This is a genomic window from Janthinobacterium sp. J1-1 (assembly GCF_030944405.1).
Classification (GTDB): domain Bacteria; phylum Pseudomonadota; class Gammaproteobacteria; order Burkholderiales; family Burkholderiaceae_D; genus Janthinobacterium.
In genome coordinates this window covers 3833766-3853330 of record NZ_CP132339.1, presented here as the reverse complement: position 1 = coordinate 3853330, position 19565 = coordinate 3833766, and the positions used below count along the sequence as shown (strand labels likewise).

At 62.0% G+C, this 19565-nt stretch carries 20 protein-coding genes; all 20 read right to left on the bottom strand.

What is annotated here, in order from left to right; translation table 11 throughout:
- Positions 1-54: 54 nt before the first annotated feature.
- The 20 genes from Q8L25_RS17645 to Q8L25_RS17550 all read right to left on the bottom strand — a co-directional run bounded on the left by Q8L25_RS17645 (position 55) and on the right by Q8L25_RS17550 (position 19544).
- Positions 55-450: a hypothetical protein gene (locus Q8L25_RS17645; protein ID WP_308920603.1), complete on the bottom strand. Its 396-nt coding sequence runs from the start codon at positions 448-450 to the stop codon at positions 55-57.
- Positions 447-608: a hypothetical protein gene (locus Q8L25_RS31745; RefSeq protein WP_374694177.1), complete on the bottom strand. Its 162-nt coding sequence runs from the start codon at positions 606-608 to the stop codon at positions 447-449. Before Q8L25_RS31745 ends, Q8L25_RS17645 begins: the two co-directional genes overlap by 4 nt.
- A 206-nt stretch (positions 609-814) precedes the next feature.
- Positions 815-1330: a glycoside hydrolase family 19 protein gene (locus Q8L25_RS17635; protein WP_308920602.1), complete on the bottom strand. Its 516-nt coding sequence runs from the start codon at positions 1328-1330 to the stop codon at positions 815-817.
- Positions 1327-1566, bottom strand: coding sequence for a hypothetical protein (locus Q8L25_RS17630; protein WP_219117023.1), 240 nt, complete (start codon positions 1564-1566; stop codon positions 1327-1329). Before Q8L25_RS17630 ends, Q8L25_RS17635 begins: the two co-directional genes overlap by 4 nt.
- A 2-nt stretch (positions 1567-1568) precedes the next feature.
- Positions 1569-1901, bottom strand: a complete 333-nt coding sequence (locus Q8L25_RS17625) for a hypothetical protein (RefSeq protein ID WP_308920601.1) — start codon at positions 1899-1901, stop codon at positions 1569-1571.
- A 66-nt stretch (positions 1902-1967) separates the two neighbouring features.
- A complete protein-coding gene (locus Q8L25_RS17620; RefSeq protein ID WP_308920600.1) occupies positions 1968-3146 on the bottom strand; it encodes a hypothetical protein in 1179 nt (392 codons plus the stop codon).
- Positions 3147-3148: 2 nt separating this feature from the next.
- Positions 3149-4003, bottom strand: a complete 855-nt coding sequence (locus Q8L25_RS17615; protein ID WP_308920599.1) for a hypothetical protein — start codon at positions 4001-4003, stop codon at positions 3149-3151.
- Between the two features lie 2 nt (positions 4004-4005).
- Positions 4006-6645 carry a hypothetical protein gene (locus tag Q8L25_RS17610; protein WP_308920598.1) on the bottom strand — a complete coding sequence of 880 codons (2640 nt, stop codon included), beginning with the start codon at positions 6643-6645 and terminating at the stop codon, positions 4006-4008.
- Complete coding sequence (locus tag Q8L25_RS17605) at positions 6642-8111, bottom strand: hypothetical protein (protein ID WP_308920597.1); 1470 nt, start codon at positions 8109-8111, stop codon at positions 6642-6644. Before Q8L25_RS17605 ends, Q8L25_RS17610 begins: the two co-directional genes overlap by 4 nt.
- Positions 8104-13389 (bottom strand): tape measure protein, encoded by a 5286-nt coding sequence (locus Q8L25_RS17600; RefSeq protein ID WP_308920596.1) that lies wholly within the window; start codon positions 13387-13389, stop codon positions 8104-8106. The genes Q8L25_RS17605 and Q8L25_RS17600 overlap by 8 nt, the downstream gene beginning before the upstream one ends.
- Before the next feature lie 91 nt (positions 13390-13480).
- A complete protein-coding gene (locus Q8L25_RS17595) occupies positions 13481-13765 on the bottom strand; it encodes a hypothetical protein (protein ID WP_308920595.1) in 285 nt (94 codons plus the stop codon).
- 65 nt (positions 13766-13830) lie between these two features.
- A complete protein-coding gene (locus Q8L25_RS17590; RefSeq protein WP_308920594.1) occupies positions 13831-14079 on the bottom strand; it encodes a hypothetical protein in 249 nt (82 codons plus the stop codon).
- 89 nt (positions 14080-14168) lie between these two features.
- Positions 14169-14627 carry a hypothetical protein gene (locus Q8L25_RS17585; protein ID WP_308920593.1) on the bottom strand — a complete coding sequence of 153 codons (459 nt, stop codon included), beginning with the start codon at positions 14625-14627 and terminating at the stop codon, positions 14169-14171.
- 144 nt (positions 14628-14771) lie between these two features.
- Entirely contained in the window at positions 14772-15950 is a 1179-nt protein-coding gene (locus tag Q8L25_RS17580) for a phage tail tube protein (RefSeq protein ID WP_308920592.1), read from the bottom strand.
- Positions 15951-16009: 59 nt separating this feature from the next.
- A complete protein-coding gene (locus tag Q8L25_RS17575) occupies positions 16010-16432 on the bottom strand; it encodes a DUF4128 domain-containing protein (protein ID WP_308920591.1) in 423 nt (140 codons plus the stop codon).
- On the bottom strand, positions 16429-16809 hold the full coding sequence (locus Q8L25_RS17570) for a hypothetical protein (RefSeq protein WP_308920590.1): 381 nt from the start codon (positions 16807-16809) through the stop codon (positions 16429-16431). Before Q8L25_RS17570 ends, Q8L25_RS17575 begins: the two co-directional genes overlap by 4 nt.
- Positions 16810-16832: 23 nt before the next feature.
- Positions 16833-17207, bottom strand: coding sequence for a hypothetical protein (locus Q8L25_RS17565; protein WP_308920589.1), 375 nt, complete (start codon positions 17205-17207; stop codon positions 16833-16835).
- A gap of 3 nt (positions 17208-17210) precedes the next feature.
- Complete coding sequence (locus Q8L25_RS17560) at positions 17211-17582, bottom strand: hypothetical protein (protein ID WP_308920588.1); 372 nt, start codon at positions 17580-17582, stop codon at positions 17211-17213.
- Positions 17579-18094, bottom strand: a complete 516-nt coding sequence (locus tag Q8L25_RS17555; protein WP_308920587.1) for a DnaT-like ssDNA-binding protein — start codon at positions 18092-18094, stop codon at positions 17579-17581. Before Q8L25_RS17555 ends, Q8L25_RS17560 begins: the two co-directional genes overlap by 4 nt.
- Positions 18095-18098: 4 nt before the next feature.
- Positions 18099-19544 carry an SGNH/GDSL hydrolase family protein gene (locus Q8L25_RS17550; RefSeq protein WP_308920586.1) on the bottom strand — a complete coding sequence of 482 codons (1446 nt, stop codon included), beginning with the start codon at positions 19542-19544 and terminating at the stop codon, positions 18099-18101.
- Positions 19545-19565: the final 21 nt, after the last annotated feature.

Here is a 19565-nt window from a genome sequence, read left to right as displayed (position 1 = left end):
CGCCGGCCCTTTTCGACTCCTCAGCAGGCCGCCCTATGCTTGCATTATCCCGCCTCATCGCACATTCTCCAGCATCGCCCGCACGGCCGGCATAGCCTCGTCGCAGGTCGTGGCGCGCACGCCGGCCAGCCGCGCATGCGCAGTAGCGTACCTCCTGCCTGCCGCAGCCGCGGCGGCCTGCGCTGCCTCACCGCGCTGCTGGGCCAGTGCAGTTGCCTTGGCCATGCCGTCGATGGCCCGGTTCTGCTCGGCGATCGATGCGCGCAGGCCGGCGCCGACGCCCTGCTCTGCCAGCAGCGCCGCGCGCGCCAGGTCACGGTCGCCGGCCGCCAGCCACCAGCCGGTGCCGGTGGCGCTGGCCACTACCAGCAGCACGGCGGCAAGCACGATGGCGGCCGCCTTCCAGATGCCGCCGACAGCGGCTCCGGCCAGCGCGGTGATGGCGCTCATGCCTCATCCTCCAGCGCGACCGTGTCGAAATCGGGAATGTCGACCGTCTGGCCGGCCAGTTCGTGCGTGCAATCGCCCAGGAACTGGATGCGGCCGTCGACCACGAAGGAGTGGCAAACGAACGGAACCGGCGCCGGCAGCGGCGCCTCGCCACGCATCCACGCAGCGTGCGCCTCGTCGGCCAGTGGCCGCGTGCCGCGCACCAGGATCGACGGCGAGAACGTCGGCCGTTCAGTGTTGCCATTCCAGGTCCAGCGCGGGCCGGCGCCGGCACCAACTCACACCCGGTGCGGCACGCCACAGCCCGGACACTCGAACATGAGGCCGTCGCCCTGCACGCTGCGCAGGATCCTCGACAGCGCGCTCACGCCAACACCTTCTGTGCGACCTTGAAGAAGGCCAGGCGCTCGGCCAGCCCGTTGGTGCCGCCGTTGACCTTCCGCGTCACCGCGACCTGGTCGCCGGCGTCGGCCAACGCATTCAGGCCGCGCGACTGCCAGAACCAGCCAGCGCTGCGACAGGCGTTGACGGTTTGCTCGAGCAGCGCCGGCTGCGCCAGCAGGTCCAGGCCTAGGGCCTTGCCGCAGGCGGCATAGTTGGTGCGGCCGGTCACCTGGATCAGGCCGCGCCCACGGAAGCGCACGCCGTCGCCGGGCTGCACATTGCCCAGATCCTTGCGACCCTCGTAGGCCGCTCCGCTGGCCAGCTCGCGCACATACAGCAGCTGCCCGGACTCGTGCGCCAGTTGGGCCAGGAACGAGGCCTGGCGCGCCGGCGTGTTGATGCCGAATTCCAGCATCGCCGCATTCAGCGCGGGCAAAAAAATACCCGCTTTGGCGCGGGCATTGGGCATGATCTTGATCAGCTGGTCGAGTGTCATTTAGCGCCTCGACGGTTGAACGTCATATGCAGCGCCACGCCGGCGGCGATGAGCAACTCGAACAATTGGCGGTCGGAGATCGCCGACATGATGCCTGCCGCCGCGCCGCACGACAAGGCAACATGCCCCAGTCGCGCGACCATCGCCGTTTGCCGCGTCATCTTGTTCAGCTCGATGACGCACAGGTATAGGACATAGATCCAGATGACCGCCTGGATAATTGAAATCAGCGACATGGTTACTCCTTTGGGTCTGGTTGGTCGGGCAGTGTTGGCAGTTTCGCGTTGCGCGTGCGGTCGATCAGGGCAAAAAATACGGGCACGGCACGCATGGCGCCAAGCCCCCAGAAAAACGCGATAGCACCGGCCAGTTCGGTCGGCGCATTCAGGTAGTGGATGGCCAAGGGCGTGGCTGCGCAGGCGACGGCGCCGCCGACCAGGAACGCCGTCATCGCCTGGCGCTTGGTCATTTCCTTGGCGTAGCTCAGCGACGCGGCCGAGCCGATAAATGCGCCGATCAGCACCGCGTAGGAAATGCCAGCCACGGTGCTGCCATGTGTTTCAATTGCCATAGGGCCTCTCAGGTGGTGGAAATGAAAAACCCGCCGAAGCGGGTTTGGGGTGGAGCGTTGAATTCGTTACACAGCCTTGACCATCACATACGCTCGGCCATCCGGCTCGATCGAGATCACACGCCCGACCGCACGCAGGTACTGCGGCATGGTGATATCGTCCGCATGCACGGCGATGCCCGCAATGCCCTCGCCATCCTGCACCGGCACAATGTAATCGCCAGGCCGGGCGCCCATCACGTTGACCGGCACGCGGCCGGCGATCGCGATGCGGTCCACTTTCTGGCGCTCGACCTCCAGGGCGGCGTCGAATGTGGCCATGGCCTGGGCGTCCAATTGCGCGGCGGCGGTGTGCGCAATCAGCGCAGCAGCGTAGGCCACCTTTTTGGCCGCCCACTCGGCATCAGTGTCGCCAGGCGTCAGCACGTCCTGATACTCCTGCGGCTCGGTGCCGGGCAGCGGCTGGCGCTCGACCACATCGGCGCGGCGCGCCGGTGGCGTCGGCGCCGGGCCAGCCTGCGGCTGTGGGCGTGGCCCGAGGCCATTCGCCCAGGTATCGCCACCGACGAACGACGGCGCCGTCGACTTGATGGAGAACATGATGGCATCGGCCCACTGGTCGGTGATGGTGTTGTCTGCTGTGATGCCAACGATCTGGCCCCTGGCAACTATTCCGCACTGGGTGGATTTGAAAATGTACTCGGCGTAATCGTTGCCCATGGTATTAACTGTACCGGGCGTGGTAATTCCCCGGATCGTAATTGAGTTTTTTGCCACATACATGACAGACGGGGGGTAGCTGGGCGCTCCTCCATCACCAGCGTAGAGGATCACTGAGGAGTTGGTTCCCCTGACTCCAGCGTGGAACACGAGAGCCCCCTCAGACCCTGTGATGGCGACTTTGGCGGACCCCTCAACCTGTAATTTGTCAGAGCCATTATCGGTAGTCGTGCCAACTAAAAAATTGTTTCCCAGGACATTGACTGACAACGCTTTTCCAGCGTAGGTTTGAATACTGCCGCCGCCAGTGTCACTCCAGGCCACCATGAGCTTCTGGCCCGTGGAGATATCGCCACCTGCGACTATTAGCCCGGCGTTGACGGTGGCCTTTTGCGCCGTCAATGGCCCCGTCAGCGTTCCGCCTGTCAGGGGCAGCGCGTTATACGGCCCTGCCGCAAATGCGTCCCACATCTGGTTGAGTACCTCGACCACGTTTTTCATACCGGCTGTAAATTTACTGGCCATTATTAAATCCCTTCTATCTGGAGTGGCGCTGCATAGGTTTCGTAGTACGGCGTGCTGACCGCGTCCAGGTTGGCGACACGGCCGTACAGCATGTGGTCCTGCTCGAGCACCGGATCTGCATGCTCAGGGAACAGGCTGAACAGCAGTGGCCGGACCGGGCCGCACTCGCGCAGGATGCGCATCAGGCGCGCCCGGTCAGGCGCCGTCAGGTGCGCCAGGTTGATTGCCAATTTGTCGCTGGTGGTGCCCACAGCTGTTTTGGCAGTGCCGGCGGCGGTGCGGTAGACCTCGGTCGTGTCCTGCAGTTGCAGGCTGGCGCCATATTCGGCGTTGTACTCGGGCGACCAGTAATTGCCGGCCACCAGGCGCGATATCTCGATGTAGCCGGCAGGCAGGTCCGGGCAATACACCTCGATCACCAGGCTGCGCACGAATACCGGGGCGAACCAGGCCACGGCATCGGCTCCACCACCGCGCGCCCAGGTGTTCGTCCCTCCCCAGGCATAGGCGTTCCAGCCCAGCGGCAGCTCGCCGAACGGATAGGATTCCAGTGGCGCCTCGGGGCACGGCATCGTCCAGCCCGTGTCGATTGCAGGCACTGCGTCGCCTGGCTGGCCATAGCCACGCACACGCATGCGCGCGCTGCTGGTCATGTTCGTGAAAATGAGCGCCACGCAGGCGATGCACTCCTGCGTGGGCCATGTGGCGGTGATGGTTTGCGCCGTGCTGGTGGCGCGCAGCACCGCGCCCTTGGCATCGCGCTGCAGATTGGCCTGCCCCAGCGCGCCGGCCTGGCTGGCGGCCGTCAGTACCGCGCGGTCGGCGGCGTTGTCGTGGATGATGCGTAAATTCGTCATTTTTAAACCTTTACCAGTTTCCATGCAATCGCCGCCGGGTTGATGCGACCCGTGCCATCGCCTGGCGTCCAGGTAACGCGCAAGTAGATTCGCTGACCGACTGGTGTTTGCGCGCTTGTGTACAGACCACCGCCAACGACAATCGTGGTTTCCACATAGCCAGAGAGTCCGCCTGACTCTGCCAAGCCGCCAGCGAGCGTTGCATTGCCAATGTAGGTAGCAGAGGGTGCGTCGTACCAGAGTTCAGAAAATGTTTCGCCAGTGTCGATGTAGTCTGTGAACGGCATAGTGTTATCTCGCCAGCCTACCGATATCGGCTTTACCCCCTTCCGCACGACATTCGGCTCCGAAATAATCGCGCGGGCGAACTCCCCGCTCCCATCAGCAGTGAGCCGAATTTTGCCGGCGCCGGCGTATAAAAACGTTTGATTGCCGGTCGCATTCAGGTCCACATATGTCGTATTGGCGGCATTGCGCAAATAGCCGGCCGTGATCGTACCCAGCGTGCCTGATGCTGCGGACAAATTGCCGGAAAACGATCCGGTGGCACCGGACAACTCGCCACCAAAAACGGCGCTCCCGTTAATAATGGAAAATCCAGGTGCACGCAGGTCGCCCGACGGATACACCTCAAAATATTTTCCGGTCGGGTAACTCCCCATCCGGAAAACGTCTGGACCCAGGTAAAACCCGCCTCCAGTCGCCGGCCAGTTAACATCCGCGAATGATCCTCCGCGAATCGATACGCCATACATATCGCCAGCATTGACATTGCCCAGGTTCGCAGACAAGGCGGACAGTCGATCGACGGACATCGCTGCGGCGGCAACCGTGCCCGTGACCAGCAGCCCGCCGTCGATATGCGTGCCCATGGGGAGCCAGCTCCCGTTATCGAAAAACTTGGTCATGGTGAACGTCGGCGCGGAAACAATCGGACCGTACAGCGTGACCACATCGCGGTTGATGGGCGCTCCGAAGCCGGCGGCGGCCAGTTCGGCTGCGGCCGACGCATCGGACCAGGTCGAGTACCCGCCAGTCACCACCGTCTTGGTGCCGCGCTGTCCCTGAGGCCCAGTCGTGCCGGCCACGCCCTGATCTCCCTTGAATTTCGACCAGACGTAATCTTCCTTGTTGCCACTCTCGGACTGGACGGGTCGATTGACGGACAGGCCGATATACATTGTGTTCGGCCCAGGAGCGTCGTACAGCCCGGTGCCGTCGGCAACGTCGGCGTACTTGACCCAGGTGTAGAGCGATTGCCCATCAGCACCCTTGGGGCCAATTACGCCGTCCGCACCTTTGATGAGAGACCAACTGTACTGCGCGGGATCTGTGCCTTCTATTGCATTTGTCTGGTTGTAGGCCAGTCCGATGAATGCCTTTCCAGCAGGGTTATCGGTCAGGCCTGCACCAGCGGCGCTGTCCGCGTACTTTACCCACGTGTACAGCGCCGGCGCCGCCGTGCCGGGTACGCCCTGGTCACCCTTGAATTTCGACCACACGTAATCGGCCGGGTTGCTGCCCTCGGCCTGGCTGGTGCGATTGGTAGACAAGCCCAGGTACAGCGTATTGGCGTTCGGTGTGTCGTACATGCCGGCGCCGTCCTGGACGTCCGCATACTTGATCCACGTGTAAAAGGTCTGGCCGTCGGCGCCTTTCACGCCAGGCAGGCCATTTGCACCGTCGGTACCCGGCACGCCATCAGCGCCACGAATCAGTGACCATGCGTAATCGCCTGCAGACAGGCTCTCCACTGGCGTCAGTTTGTTATAGGCAAGCCCGATCCAGGCCTTGCCAGTCGGATCGTTGGACAGGCTGGCGCCAGTGGCCGAGTCGGCGTATTTCACCCAGGTATAAAGCGTCGGCGCAGCCGCACCCGCAGTACCCGGCACGCCCTGATCGCCCCGGAATTTCGACCAGACGTAATCTTCCTTATTGCCGCTTTCAATCGTAGTGGTCTTGTTGGTCGCCAGCCCCAGATACAGCGTCGCAGCCGTCGGCACGTCGTACAGCCCCGACCCGTCCGGGTTGTCGGAATATTTGATCCACGTGTACGTCGTTTTCCCATCAGCGCCTGGTGCGCCAGGCACTCCGTCGACACCCTTGATCAACGACCAGGTGTAATCGGCTGGGCTCACTCCCTCGACGGGCGTGGTTTTGTTATAGGCCAGGCCGATGAAGTCTTTTCCTGCAGGGTTATCTGATAGTCCCGAACCGGCCGCGCTGTCGCCGTATTTGACCCAAGTGTAGTAAGTTGCACCATCGGCACCGGCGGCGCCATTGGCACCGTCGAACACCTTGCTGATCACGGCCGAGCGCAGAAACTCGACGCCGGACTCGGCGTCTTTGACCTTGGCCTGCACGAAGGCCACATCGACCGACATATCCACAAACCGCAAGGTGGCCACTTTGCCGTCGACGGCCAGCGCCGCGCCGGCAGACACGCTGAATTCCACAGTGCCGGTAATGCTCACCAGTTCCGCAGTGATCGTGATCGCTGCCGGCGTAGGGTTGCCGGTCCGGCTGACGGCAAACACCGGTGTACTCGCCTGCAGCAGCAATGTTTTCTCCACCACCGACACAAAATAACGCGGCACCGTATTCATGATGAGCCGGTCGCGCTCACCGCCCAGGGCGCTCAAACCATCACCCCGACGGTCACGCGGCCGGTCAGCCAGTAGCGCGACAGCAGCACCACCACACCAGGCGCGCCATCTTGCAGGCCATAGCGTTCATCGGTCAGCGTCACGGCTTGACCCAGTTCCAGCATCATCATCTCGGGTTCTCCGTCAAATTCGTAAATGGTGCGCGGCACGCTGTTCAAGGCCAGGCGGCGCGCGGCCTCGGCATGCGCGTCGGCGCGGGTTTTCAGGCAGGTATCAATCTGCACCGGGTCGTCGCTGATCCGGTACCGCGCGCGCACGGCCTCGTCGGCCACGGTTTCGGTCAGCCACTCGGTGGCGTACAGGTCCGCATGCTCAGGCGGGATACTGGTGGTCAGGCTGGCCTGCGCCGTGTAGTTACGGTCAAAGCCGATTTTCACGGCCGCCACTACCGGCAGGCGCTGCACCGGGCGCAGGCTGCGCTCGCGCATGTGGTCAGGGCCGATCGCCACCGGCACGCCCAGGCCAGGCAGCGCAACCTGCACCAGGCGCAGCTGGCCGGTACGCGACATAATCGCCTGCGCACCCACGCTGGCGGCCAGCTGCTGGATGGCCTGCGCCTGGTTGGTCCGGTCCGCCACGTACAGGCCCACCAGCTGCGGGTGGGCCGCGTCGAAGGCGGACAAGTTGGCCAGGTCCAAATCGACCGCAGTGAATCGGTCGCTGACCTTGCCGTAGCCGGTGGCGATGCGCTGCACCAGCGGCGCGATGCGTGGCGCGTAGCCGGCCACGTTGTCGCCCTGCACGCTGGTGGTGATCACCTGGGCCAGCGGATTCGTGATCAGCGTGAAGCGGCCGGTCGCATTGTTGATCGCAGCCGACACCGGCTTGCCGTTGGCGCGCACCTCGGCGATCGACTCGACCGCGCCGAGAAATCCATATTCCAGCGCGGCCGGATTGGTGGCCAGCGGCGTGACGTTGTGGCATTCGCCGAACGGCACCGGCAGGATGGAATCCTTGTTCTGCGTGGCGCCGCCCAGCTTGGCCTCGGTGATCGGCGTATTGAGGCGCTGGAGCTTGTCGCGCAGCGCCAGGTTGATCGATTCGCGGCCCGACACGCCTACGTCGGCGATGATGCCGTCGAACACCAGGCGGAAGTCGGCGCGCGGCCAGGCCGGATCACCGACCCAGACGCGGATCGCCCGATTGGACCACACGTCGACCAGCCAGCCGTCCAGCGCGCCGTCGGCGTTGTCCAGCTCGATATCGCCGCCGGACAACCCGGCCTCACCAGTCAGGCTGACCTGCTCGGTGAACGCGAGGCCGCCGGTGGCCAGCGGCTGGTATTCGATGTTGGCCGGCGTGTCGGCCGGACCGGTGGTGTACAGGCGCGAGGCGATATACCGCGTCACCTCGACGCCCGCCACGTCGACCTGGGCCTCGATCAGCACCATGCGAGCGGCGGCGGGATCTTGCAGCCACGCCAAAAACTGATCATCAGACATACGCTTTTTCCTTTTCATTTGCAGCAGCCCAGGCGGACTGCTTGGCCGATTTCTCGACGCCCGACACCACCGTCTTGGCAGCGCTGGCGTTCGATTCAACTGTGGCCTGGACGACGGCGCCGGTTTGCTTGTCCGCGTCGGCACGGCCTGCCGCCACCTCGGCACGCAGCAGTTTGATTTCCGCCACCAGCGCATCCGTGTTGCCACCGCCCTGGCTCGGCGCGCCGCCGAAGTAGCGACGCATGGCGGCGGCCGCCTGCGCGTCGACCACCACCTCACCGCGGTGCAGCTCGGCCGAATAGCCGTCGAACGGCACGCTGGTCAGGCCGCCAGCATGCGAGCCGTCGAACTTCACGCCCAAGCCAGTCGACACGCCCATAGCCACCTGCAAGTTGCTGATGGCCTGCGCCACCGTCAGCACCGAATCGTTGATGGTGATCAGGCCCGAAACCTGTTTCGTCAACGCGTCCAGGCTGGCTTGCTGCACGTCGACCTGGGTGCTGGCCCATCGCATCGCCTCGTCATTGGCGGCCATCACGCGGGCGTAATCCGCCACGTATTTGGCATCCGATGCGTTGACCACCTGCGAGGCCGTCAGGAACGCCTGCTCAGCGGCAGACAGGCCAGACTGCGCCGTGCTGTCGCCGGCGTTCGCAGCCGCCAGGGTTTTCTCGAACTGGGCGCGCGCCTCGGCATACTTCTGCTCCGGCGTCAGCGTGGACTGGGCACCCAGCGCCATGCTGGCGTTCAGGCCGTTGAGCGTGGTTACCCACGATTTCGACTTGTCGAGCGCAGTCTTGGCAGCTGCCGCCTCGGTGTCGTAGGCCTTGGCCAGCGCATCCTTGGCGGTCACCACCGTTTTCGCGGCCTGCACCTGGTCGAACAGCGCTTTGTTGACGTCGGCGATGCCGGCACGCTGGATGGCCAGCAATTCGTTTTCGCTTTTCGTCAGCTCGTTCAGCTGCTGCTGCAGGTCGCGGTGCTCGCTGGCGATCTCGGATGCCGTTTTCGCCACTGCGGCAAAATTGCCGGTGGCGGCTGCCAATTCGGCCGCGTAATCGGCGGCCTTCTTGAACGGCTCGGCCAGGGCAATCAGCTGGCCATACATCGATACGCCAGCGCCAGTGTTCAAATCCTGAGCCAACACGAGTTTTTTGAATTGCTCGACAGTGGTGACGCTCGAATAGCCCAGCGTATCCATCGCCGCGCGCACAGATGCCGTGATCGGCGCCATCTGCTCAGCCTCGCTCAGGAAATTCTGCACAAAATACCCGGTGCGCGAGGTCAGATTTTCCAGGCCATCGGATGCACTGATCAGGCCCTGGCTCAGGTTGATGGCGTCAATGCCTGTTACGTTGAACGATTTGCCCAGTACGGCCAACACGTCATTGACCTGCATCTGCTCATTGGCTACTCGCACCAGGGTTTCCAGATAGCCCTCTCCCACGGACTGGAACTGAGCGATATCCGCCACGCCCCAGCGCGCCATGTCGTCGCCCATTTTCGAGAACGCCGTTTCCAAGGCTTTCTGCTGCTCTTCGCCGCTCAGGTCTTTCAGGCTGATCTTGCCCAGGTCGACCACGAACGAATTGAGGTGCGCATTGAACGCAGCACCACCCAGGCCCAGCACGTCGGCCGCACTGCGAATGGTGTCGCCCATGCTGGTGATGATCATGGTGAACTGGTCGTTCATTTCGTCCGACAGCGCAGCGGTCTGCGTGCTGTTTTTGCTGCTGTAGCTGATGCCGAGCGCCTTCTTTTTGACATTGATGTCGGCATACGCCTGGGCATCGAAGCCCAGCGAGTCGACGTTGCCCAGCGACGTGGCCGCGCCCATGATCCCTGAGTCCTTGACCGATACGGACGTTTTGATCATTTTCGACACCACAAAGCCGATGGCCGCGCCAATGGCCATGCCGATGGGGCCTGCGATCGCCCCCATCGTGGTCAGCGTGCCGCCGATGGTGCCCATTGTCAGGACGCTGCCGACTGCGCCGCCCAACATCGCGCCGCCATAGGTGGCCGCGCCAGACAGGGCAAGTTGGCCGCCCTTGCCAAGCGTCGATGTGCTGCCGGTGGCGATGCCGGCAGTCGCGCCAGCGCCGGCTGTAGTAATGCCCGACCTCGCCAGCAGGCTGCCCAGGTTCCCAATGCCGGCCACCATCTGTTTGAGCGAGGAATCCATCGAAATGGTGTGCGCCAGGCCCAGCCCGGAGTTTTTCTCCATGATGGCCAGCGAGTGCGCGATCGATTCCGATTTCGCGGACGAGTCGCCCAGGATGGAGCCGGTGCCATTGGCGGCCTGGCGTTGTTCCGACAGGCTGACGCTGCTTCCACCTGTGCCGCCCAGCATCTTGGCGCCAATGGCCACCACGGCCGCCAGCGTTGCCGCGCCGGCCGCCAGGTTCAGCGGGAACGGCAGGCTGGCCAGGGCCTTGACTACGGCGGTGATCCCCCAGGCGCTGGCTTCGGTCGCCGCCAGGCCGGTCGATGCTGCACTGGCCGCCGCCTCGCCGCCCACCTTGGTTGTGTTCAGGGCGATGTTGGCAGCCACTTCCGTCTCTTTAAAAAAGATCTTCTTGACCATCGACTCGACGGCCATGGCCATCTCGTAGGCGCGAAACGCTTTTTCTGCGGTTTCCATCACCTTGTAGCCGGTGCTGTTTTCCTTGAAGAATCCCTTCGCTGCACTGGCCATGTCGCCGTAGCTTTTGATTTTCGCCTGCGCACTGCTACGTGCCGCAGCCTTTTCCAAGTCCGCAATTTTCGTGGCGTTTTTCGGATCCGCCTTATCCGCAGCCAACTGCGCTGCAATAGCCTGCTGTTGTACGGCATAGCCAGACAGTGCCGTCGTCAGGCCGCCGATGGCGCTACCGACGCGACCAAACGACGCAGCCATACCATCAGCGGCTGACTTCGTGGCGGCATCGACAGCGGTCAGGATGTCCAGCAGTTCTTTTGCCTTGGCGACGCTGGAGCCGGTGTCGAGCACGCCGAGCGTCGTGGTCGTGGCCGCTTTTTCTTTTTGCAAGCCGATCATCCGCATCAAGTGATTGACTTCGGCCTCGTCCAAGTCCAGATCTTGCGGGCCTCGGCGCGCCAGGCGGTCCTCCATGCGGGCCAGCGTCAGCGCCTCGATGGCGGATTTGGACAGGCCGTAGGTGAGGATCGCCTCATTGTTGGCCTGCACCTCACCAGCAATGGCCGCGTATTCCGCCGCGCGACTGTCGGTCAGTGCCTGGGTGGCGTCAGCCATAGATTTCTTGGTCGCCTCGCTCGCGGCAAACGCTTTGGTTTCAGTGTCGAGTGCCAGGGCGCCCTGCATGATTTCCATGCGCAGCGCTGCCGTTGGTGCTTTCGCGGCGGCGCGCGCGGCGGCCATCATGCGCAGCTGGTCTTCGCCTTTGCCGATTTCTGAGGTTTCGATTTGCATTGCGGCGATGAAGTCTACGGCTGATTTGGTGGCCTCTTTTAGTGCCTCCGCTGCTTTTTTTGCCCCCTCGTCATGGGCAGCAAAGCTCTCCTCAATTCTCTTTCTCAACTCCGGAGGAATTACACCGTCCTTGTAAGACTTGCCGACCTCGGCCAGCTTGGCGGCCAATTTTTCGGAGTTGGTGGCGTACTCAACCATCCAGTCGGATGTGGTTTTTTTGGAATTGAGTTGGTCCAATTCGGTTTTGAGTCCGGCTGTTTCCTTCATTGCCGCCGTCAACTTCTCATAGATTATGGTCAGATCGACCACTGTAATCTGCTCAACGCCAGTCAATGTGGCGCCACGCTCCCTTAGCGCATTTAATTTCACGAGCGTTTCCGCAGCAGCTTGCGCGGCTGGGGAGTCCGTTTTTGACAATTCTGTTTGCCCAGCAAGTGCTAGTGCAATGCGCTCACGCAACTTTACGTTTTGCCGATCGATATTCGCTAATATTTCAGGGGTGCTTTCCCGCATATCTCCTGCTGCGGTTCGCGCTGCTTCAGAAGCCGATTGGCCCCACATATACCAGGCAGTTGCTCCAATGCCGAGCGCTGTAATAATTGCGCCAATAGGGCCGCCAACCAATGCAAGCGCGCCAGTGAGTGCACCAGCAGTTACCGATGCTGCGCGCTGGGCAACTGACAATGCCATGAGCGAGGCTACATGAGCCTCCTCAGCAGCGATCGCGCGCACTTGCGCCCCGGTCAGACTGGTGGTTGCAATAGCAAGCGCCGAGCCCCCTGCTGTTGCAGCAACCGTAGCCTCCAGCTCGACAACACGCGCAAGCGCGAGCGTGCGCGCAGCAGCCGTCGCAGCGACATCCGCCTGCGCCGAGACAATTGTTGCGGCTGCAGCGGCACGGGTTGCTGTGACGAGCGCGTACTGCTTTGAGATGAAGATATCGACCCATGAAGCGACCCGCGCGGCGATCAACGTGCCAAGAATACTCACGAGAACATCAAGATGATTGGATAAGAAGACGATGGCTTTTGATGCAGCAACAATCGAATCCGACATTGCCGTTACCACGCCAGTCGATTCATTCATTCCGCCGACAAATACCATCAGACGGTCCTTCGCGATGCCAATCGCCTGGGAGAACGTAATGGGAATTTCCTTCCCGGCGGCGATCAATTCATCAGCCCCTTTTACGGCAGCAGCAAAAAACTCGGCAGAATCAACTTTCCCAGCCCGAACAAGTGTCGTCAGCATCGCAACCGATCCGCCGGTCGCTCCAATATTATTTGCAACGGCCTGCAGCAGCGGGCGGGCGCCATCCAAAATCGAGTTGTATTCTTCGGCCTGAATTTTTGCCCCACCCAAAGCTTGACCCAACTGATTCAGCGCACCAGAAGCGGACTCGGCCGATGATCCGTTAATCATTAAGGCTGCCGAAACGCCCTCGGTGAACTTTATGATGTCTTTTTGGGATACCCCCATTTCTGCGGTTGCTGCACTTGCCTTTGCATACAGATCCGTTGTCGACTCCAGAGAAACTCGCTGACGCTCCGATAGGCCGATCAGCTCTTTTTGCACAATTAGGAACTGCGCAGTGCTGCTGGTGGCAATCTTCAACCGAGCCGTCATCTGATCGTAAGCGTCGGACATCTTGATAATTTCCGATACGATTTTTACGATACCCAGCACCGCCAAAGCACTCTGCAACTTGCGAGCGGTGTCCGCAAGGTTGGAGGTGACTGTTTCGGCGCGATCGCCAGCGTCATTCATTTGTTCAAGGTTGCGAGTGGCATTCTGCGTCTCACTCGAATCAATCCGAATTTGCAAGGTCGCGATGTCTACAGTCATGGGCTGCCCATAAAAAAAGCCACCCGAGGGTGGCTGCACAATAAAAAAGCTCGCCGAAGCGAGCTAGAGGTCTCTATTAAAAAAGTAATTATCAGGCCGAATATTCGTGCGAAATTCCGTCACAAATTCCATTGGTAAAAATCAATGCAATATGATATCCGGTTCTCTGCCATTGCAAAATCTCTTTCCCTTCCCCGATAACGGAAATACTATTTGGCGGGCCCACGGCAAAATAAATTTCACCTTTAGTTTTACCCGTCAGCACACCCATATCCGCGAATTTCTTTTTAACGCCAGCGACCGACATTGCGGATGCTATCGCCCATAAAACAGGTAACACAACGGCGATGCCGATTATCACTCCGATTCCTTCCATCCCGGTATCTCCAGTACATTAGCGTATCGGAATAATACACCAGTACCGCGTCCGCGCCGAAAGCACTACTTCTCGCTCGCACTTGCCAGAAACACCTCATCTAGCGCATCAATGCATTCGCTCTCAAACGGCGTCAGCGTGATGCGGTGGCGCCGCTCCCAAGCCAGTATTTCCGAATCGGCCAGCGGGCTGACGCCCATGCTGCACTGACGCTTGCGGTTCATTTCGATGAAATAGCCCCACACGTGCACCAGCTCATGCGGCACTGGTGGAATGTCGAGCTCCAGTGGCGTCTTGCCAGTCTGCTCGCGCACGCGCTCCAAATGCCATTGGAGCGACTTGCCGTCCTTCTGCCGGGCGCCGAGCCTGAGCGAGCCTTCGGCGAACTCCAGCAGTTGCCGCTTTAGATCGCCAAAAAATTGGCGTCAGCTTCCAGCTCAGCCAGGATGCGGTCTTGCCAGGTCGGGAACTTGGTGAAGGCCGCGCGCAGGAATTCCGTCGTCACGACAACCGGCTCACCCTTGTCCATGAAGCCAGGGGCGCCGACGATGACCGCGCAGGCGATCTTGAAGTTGCGATCCTCGCCCAGGTCGAACAGCGTGCCGGCGCCATCGTCCGTCTTCGCGTCGATCTGCTGTTTTTTCTGCTGGGAGCGTTTGATGGCCACGACCGAGGTTTCACGGATGACGGCGCGGTACTGGTCGCTGTTTTTGCCGACCATGTCGAAGCCGGCGCGGTGGTTGCCTTCGTCATCGAACAGGACGGACACGCGATGCGTTTTCTCGACCGGTGCAGCGTCGCCGCTCAGCAGGGAGATATCGAAACCGGAGTTGATGATTTTTTGCGCGGTGTTGGTATTCATGGTGTATTTCTTTCTTCGAGGGAGTTAAAAATGCCCGTGCCAGGCCCGCCCGCCCCTCGAAGGGCGAAGCGGGCCTGGCCGGTGCTGGGGTGGCTTACGCCAAGCTGGCGGCCTGAAAACCGGCGTGTGGCCGGATCGGACGAATTAAACGAGCGAGGTGTCTTGGAGCAGGATGGTCGACTTGCCGGCGCCGACGCCCGACGGGTTGGGCCCGGCCGCATAGTCGTATTGGCGGATGATTTCCTTGTCGCCCGACTCGCCGCCGCCGGAGATTTTCACGACCGGCATGGCAAAAACGAACGCGCCGCCGACGCCATCATCGAGGCGGTTGATCAGGGATACGGTCTGCTCGTTGTCGAAATAGGTATCCATCGTGCCGTCTTCAAAATACACGCTGACCTGGCCGCCCACGTCGAGCATGTCCATGAACACGTCGGGCGTGACGTTCGAGCCGACCGTTTTGCCGACCGACGCATTGCCATTGATGTTCAGGGTGAAGTTGGTGCAGACCTTCGACGCCGCGCCGTTGATGACGACCAGGCCCGACGGCGTCACCAGCATATCGCCGCCACCCGCAACCGCCGGCGACGTGAAGTACTGCACCGCATCCTTCTTGCGATCCTGGCCCATGAAGGCGACGTCAGCCGAAACCTTGTCATCCGCATTCATGCCGAAGTTGATCGAGCCGACGCGCTGACCAGTGAAGCGATACGACTCACTTACAGCCGAATAGAATTTCTCGATCGCGTAGCTGTCGTTTGTGTGGCCGGCTTCCGGGATGTAGGTGACTTTGCCGGGCACCGTCAGGCCGATTGCAGCCGAGCTGGCCACCGCTGCAACCGGCTCGGCCACCGTGATGTTCAGTGCGTCGATGGCAATAACCGTGAACAGCTTGCCGTTGTTCGGCGCTCCGGTGGTGGCGAAGCCCGAGAATTTCACCAGCATGCCCAGCGCCAAGCCATCGGCGAGCCAGGAGCCGGCCGAGCGCACGAAGTGCGGCGCGCCCACCGATGCGGTCACGGTCAGGCCTGTCAGCGGCGGCACGGCGGTCCAGTCGCGGCGCACCACCGAGCCGAGGAAATCCTCGATCAGGCCGAGCGAGAACTCGAAACCGAAGCTGCCGTCGACGGTGCGACCGCCATGGCGCGGAAGCGGGCGCTGTGCGTTGGTCTGGATGGTATTGGATGCGATCGAGTTCTTTTTCAACTGCAGGCTGTCGCTGACCTTACGCATCTCGCGCGCGCCAGTGGCGCCCGGCAGGACACCGTAGGACGCCTCTTTTTTGCGCATTACCTTGGTTAGTACTTGGGTTTGGATTGTCATGTCATTGCCTTTGGACGTAAAAAAAGCACCCGTAGGCGCCTTGGTGGTGGGGTGGTGATTTAACTGAAATCGTCTGCGCTGTACCGGATTGTCACCGGGACCATATAGAACCCAGCATCATCCGGCAGGCCTGGCCCGATCGATGGCGTGCGATTGATGCGCACGTTCAGGCCGCTACCCGGGATCGTCGTCGGGCGTTTGAACAGCACCTCGATGGCCTTGGTCAGCGCACTGGATGGCCCAGTGCCACCATTCGCTGGCACATACACATCGACCTGGTAGAAGCCGTGGTAGCGGCTGTGCTCGCCGCCCAAGCTGGGGTTTAGCGTTCCTGCTGGCATCAGCGTGCCGCGCAAATAGCATTGGCCGGTCACTGGCTTGAAACTCATGTTCTCGTAGGCGATTGGAATCGCTGGCGACTGCGCCTTTGCCCAGACGGCGAGGCGCGACTCGATGGCGGCCCGGATAATTGCATCACTCATTGCAGATCCTGTACATACGATTCGATGGCGGCCGGCAGATTTGCGAGGGTGATGCGGACCATGCCGCGCGGCGCCTTCACTCGGCTGTGCCCATATTCAATACGACCGGCATAGGGGAGATTATTCACGACCCAGCATTCGCCGCCAGCCTTGAGACTGGTGACCTGGCCGGCAATCCGTGCGATGGCAGCGGCGCCGGATGTGTCGAGCAAGGCGAGCTCACCCTCTGGCGGCAACTCGCGCCCGAACTGCCAATTGCCACGCAGGCGGCCGGTGTCGACGGGGGTATTCATGATCACACCCTGGGATGCCAGCACGACCGTGTGGCGAACGGTTTTGTCCACGTTGCCGTTGAAGTGTTCGAGGAATTTGGTCAAGTCTGCGCTAAATGCACCTGCCATCAAAGCCCCCTGAGTTGCAGTGTATGCAGCACGGCCACGTCGACCGGTGCGGTTGTCTCGACCGCCTTCACTGCATAGCTGGCGCCGCCGAACAACACCAGGTCGGCCGTGGCCGGCGTCGGCATTGGCACGTCGTTGCGCTGCAGCGGCGACAGCAGCAGCTTCTGGTCGCCCGCCTGGATCAGCGTGCCGTCGATATTCTCGGCCTCGTAGGCGATCTTCACGCCGGTGCCTTCGTAGTCCGTGGTGACGGTGGGCGCCGTGCCCAGGCCAGGATCGTAGTCGCCGGTCACGACCTGGCGCAGCACCACGATGCCGCCCTTGCGGCGCAGTGACTGGTCAGCGCGCGCGGCGGTCTTGGTGTAGTCGGTCATGCCTTACTCCGCCTTCAAATAATCGTGAGCCGGCGTCTTCGAGAACCGCACGGCCTTGATCGTTGGCTTGCCATCTATCAGTGCGCGCAACACTCGGTGCCAGCCATCCATGATGAAACCGTCTTCGCCGAGAATAATCGGATAGTCGGTATTGACGTCCAGCGCTCGGCGCATGTGGAAGGCCATGCCGTACGGCGAGCTTTCTGCCGCCCACACGTTGGCGCCGAGATAGATCGCCGCCAGCGGCAAATCGAACGGCTCCAGATCCTTGGCGCGTGCGATTAGGTTGGTAACGGTCCATACCTTGCCATCGGCACTGTAGGTGTTATCAGCGACGAAACAGCCGTCGATCTTCACAGCGGGATATGCGCTCATGCTCGGGTCACCTTCATCGAATTGCCGCCACCGGACGAGCCGAAGTACGGCGCCAGGAGCGCGTCCACGGCCACGAAGCGCTCGCGCGCGTCCGTGGTGTTCTGGAAGTACTCCGTTTCCAGCGGCCCGGTCTTATCCTTCTTGATGGCGTTCGAGCCGGTGTCGAGGTCAGGCAGCAGCTCCTCGCCGCTGCCGGCGCGCACTGCCAGGTCGATGCAAGCATTGACCACGTCGAGCGGCACGCTGGTGCTGGGCAGGATGAAACCGTCGACCACCACGTTGTAGCGCGGCCAGTCGAGCGCCTGGCGCTGATATACGCGGCGGCCGGCCCAGCGCGTGCGGTAGGTGGCCATGAACTGCGCGGCCCTGCGCAAGGCGATTTCCTTGGCGCCCTCGTCCAGCACAGCCCAGGCGGTCAGGCCCAGGCTGACGCAGCGAGCATCTGCCGCGGCGACGCTGGCATAGGACTCGGCATCGGCAAGGCCGGCGCCAGTTTCGATTGTAATTGCCATAATTTTAAGGAACCATAGAATCGAGACGCGGTTGCGTCAGGGCGGCCACGGCCTGATGACCCAGTACGGACATGTGCGTATCGTCGACGGCGTGGCCGGGATTGAGCCAGTGACCGTTGGCATCGGCCAGCGATTCGACGTCGACAAACGGCAGGCCGCTGGCCAAGACGCGTTGCCTCTGCAGTTTTCGATAGCCGTTTTGGGTGGCCGAGAGGCTGTTATTCGGAAGCGGCGTCACCAGCAACACTTGGCGATTACCCGCAAGCTGAGCCTGCACCAGTTCCATGAGGCCCGTCCACTGCGCATCCCATGCACCCTGGGTGTCCACAGGAGAATTGATCGTATAGCTGGCCAGCACCAGGATGCCCGGCGCGATCAGGCGGATGATATCCAGGCCGTTCGCGACAATGTCAGGCATCGATGCGCCGCCGACCCCAGCCGAATGCCAGCTGACGAATTTTCCGGTGCGGCGGATGCGCGCGGTGGCAATGAACCCGAACGGGCAAATGTCGGTACCGCCATCCAGATTGCCGGCCCAAACCGAATCACCCACGCCGCAAACGGTCGTGAATGGTCGGTCGTAGTGAAAGATGACGCCGACGAACACCAGCGCAGGCGCATCCTCGCCTGTCGCCGCGTCCCAGTCGTTGGCATTTGTGACGTAATCACCACCGTAGGCGGACGCGGTTTGCAGCGTGTGGCCCTCGCTGGACTTGGCCCACTTTGCCGTCCAGTCAGCAGACAGCGCGCTATACGACTCGGTGGTATTGCCTGGTGCGATGTACTGGCGCACGAAGAGCAGCGGATACAGGCCGCCGTCCCGCTCGCCGGCGGCGCGCGGCACTGAGCGCGCCTGGCGGCGCGGTGCCACGTAGAAGCGCGGGCGGTGATCGGCGCCGGCAGGGATCACCTCTTCGCCAGTGGGCGCCAGCCATGTGGCCGGGGCCGCGATGTTGTTTGCTCCATTCGGGTAGATCGTTGCGCCCACGCCCACGCGCGCATCGTTGATGCGGCACGGCGCCGACGAGCGGTTTGCATAGATCAACTGGTAGGCATTGAAATCACCCCAAGCCGAGATCGCCGCGCTGAACGTGCGGTTCTCGCTGCCGGCACCATTGCCGCTTGGGTAAGCTGGAAGGAAGCTGCCGCCAGCACTGATGTTCCCCGCAGGCAAGGTGGCCCGGATCGCGCCCAGCACAGCATCAGCTGTCGAAATATCAATGCTCCCGGTCACGCAGGTAACCAGAAAGCGCTGCTGACCAGCGTAAGGTCCGATAGCGGGGTGTGCGCCAGCGCCCACAGCCCACGATTGCAGCGAATTCGTGCCGCCCAACGCGGGATCAAGGCGATAAACAACACCAACCGCGCCAGCAGTGCCGCTGACATTCAGGACTTGGCCCTCGGGCAGCGTGATGGTTTGCGGCGTGCCGCCGGCGGTGATGGTGGGCATGGTGGCCTTCGGGAATGCGGT

Coding starts and splice junctions, on each gene's coding strand:
- Q8L25_RS17585 (WP_308920593.1), bottom strand. CDS start 14,627: ATGAATACCAACACCGCGCAAAAAATCATCAACTCCGGTTTCGATATC.
- Q8L25_RS17575 (WP_308920591.1), bottom strand. CDS start 16,432: ATGAGTGATGCAATTATCCGGGCCGCCATCGAGTCGCGCCTCGCCGTC.
- Q8L25_RS17565 (WP_308920589.1), bottom strand. CDS start 17,207: ATGACCGACTACACCAAGACCGCCGCGCGCGCTGACCAGTCACTGCGC.
- Q8L25_RS17635 (WP_308920602.1), bottom strand. CDS start 1,330: ATGACACTCGACCAGCTGATCAAGATCATGCCCAATGCCCGCGCCAAA.
- Q8L25_RS17580 (WP_308920592.1), bottom strand. CDS start 15,950: ATGACAATCCAAACCCAAGTACTAACCAAGGTAATGCGCAAAAAAGAG.
- Q8L25_RS17645 (WP_308920603.1), bottom strand. CDS start 450: ATGAGCGCCATCACCGCGCTGGCCGGAGCCGCTGTCGGCGGCATCTGG.
- Q8L25_RS17595 (WP_308920595.1), bottom strand. CDS start 13,765: ATGGAAGGAATCGGAGTGATAATCGGCATCGCCGTTGTGTTACCTGTT.
- Q8L25_RS31745 (WP_374694177.1), bottom strand. CDS start 608: ATGCGTGGCGAGGCGCCGCTGCCGGCGCCGGTTCCGTTCGTTTGCCAC.
- Q8L25_RS17605 (WP_308920597.1), bottom strand. CDS start 8,111: ATGTCTGATGATCAGTTTTTGGCGTGGCTGCAAGATCCCGCCGCCGCT.
- Q8L25_RS17625 (WP_308920601.1), bottom strand. CDS start 1,901: ATGGCAATTGAAACACATGGCAGCACCGTGGCTGGCATTTCCTACGCG.
- Q8L25_RS17550 (WP_308920586.1), bottom strand. CDS start 19,544: ATGCCCACCATCACCGCCGGCGGCACGCCGCAAACCATCACGCTGCCC.
- Q8L25_RS17630 (WP_219117023.1), bottom strand. CDS start 1,566: ATGTCGCTGATTTCAATTATCCAGGCGGTCATCTGGATCTATGTCCTA.
- Q8L25_RS17555 (WP_308920587.1), bottom strand. CDS start 18,094: ATGGCAATTACAATCGAAACTGGCGCCGGCCTTGCCGATGCCGAGTCC.
- Q8L25_RS17620 (WP_308920600.1), bottom strand. CDS start 3,146: ATGGCCAGTAAATTTACAGCCGGTATGAAAAACGTGGTCGAGGTACTC.
- Q8L25_RS17600 (WP_308920596.1), bottom strand. CDS start 13,389: ATGACTGTAGACATCGCGACCTTGCAAATTCGGATTGATTCGAGTGAG.
- Q8L25_RS17615 (WP_308920599.1), bottom strand. CDS start 4,003: ATGACGAATTTACGCATCATCCACGACAACGCCGCCGACCGCGCGGTA.
- Q8L25_RS17560 (WP_308920588.1), bottom strand. CDS start 17,582: ATGAGCGCATATCCCGCTGTGAAGATCGACGGCTGTTTCGTCGCTGAT.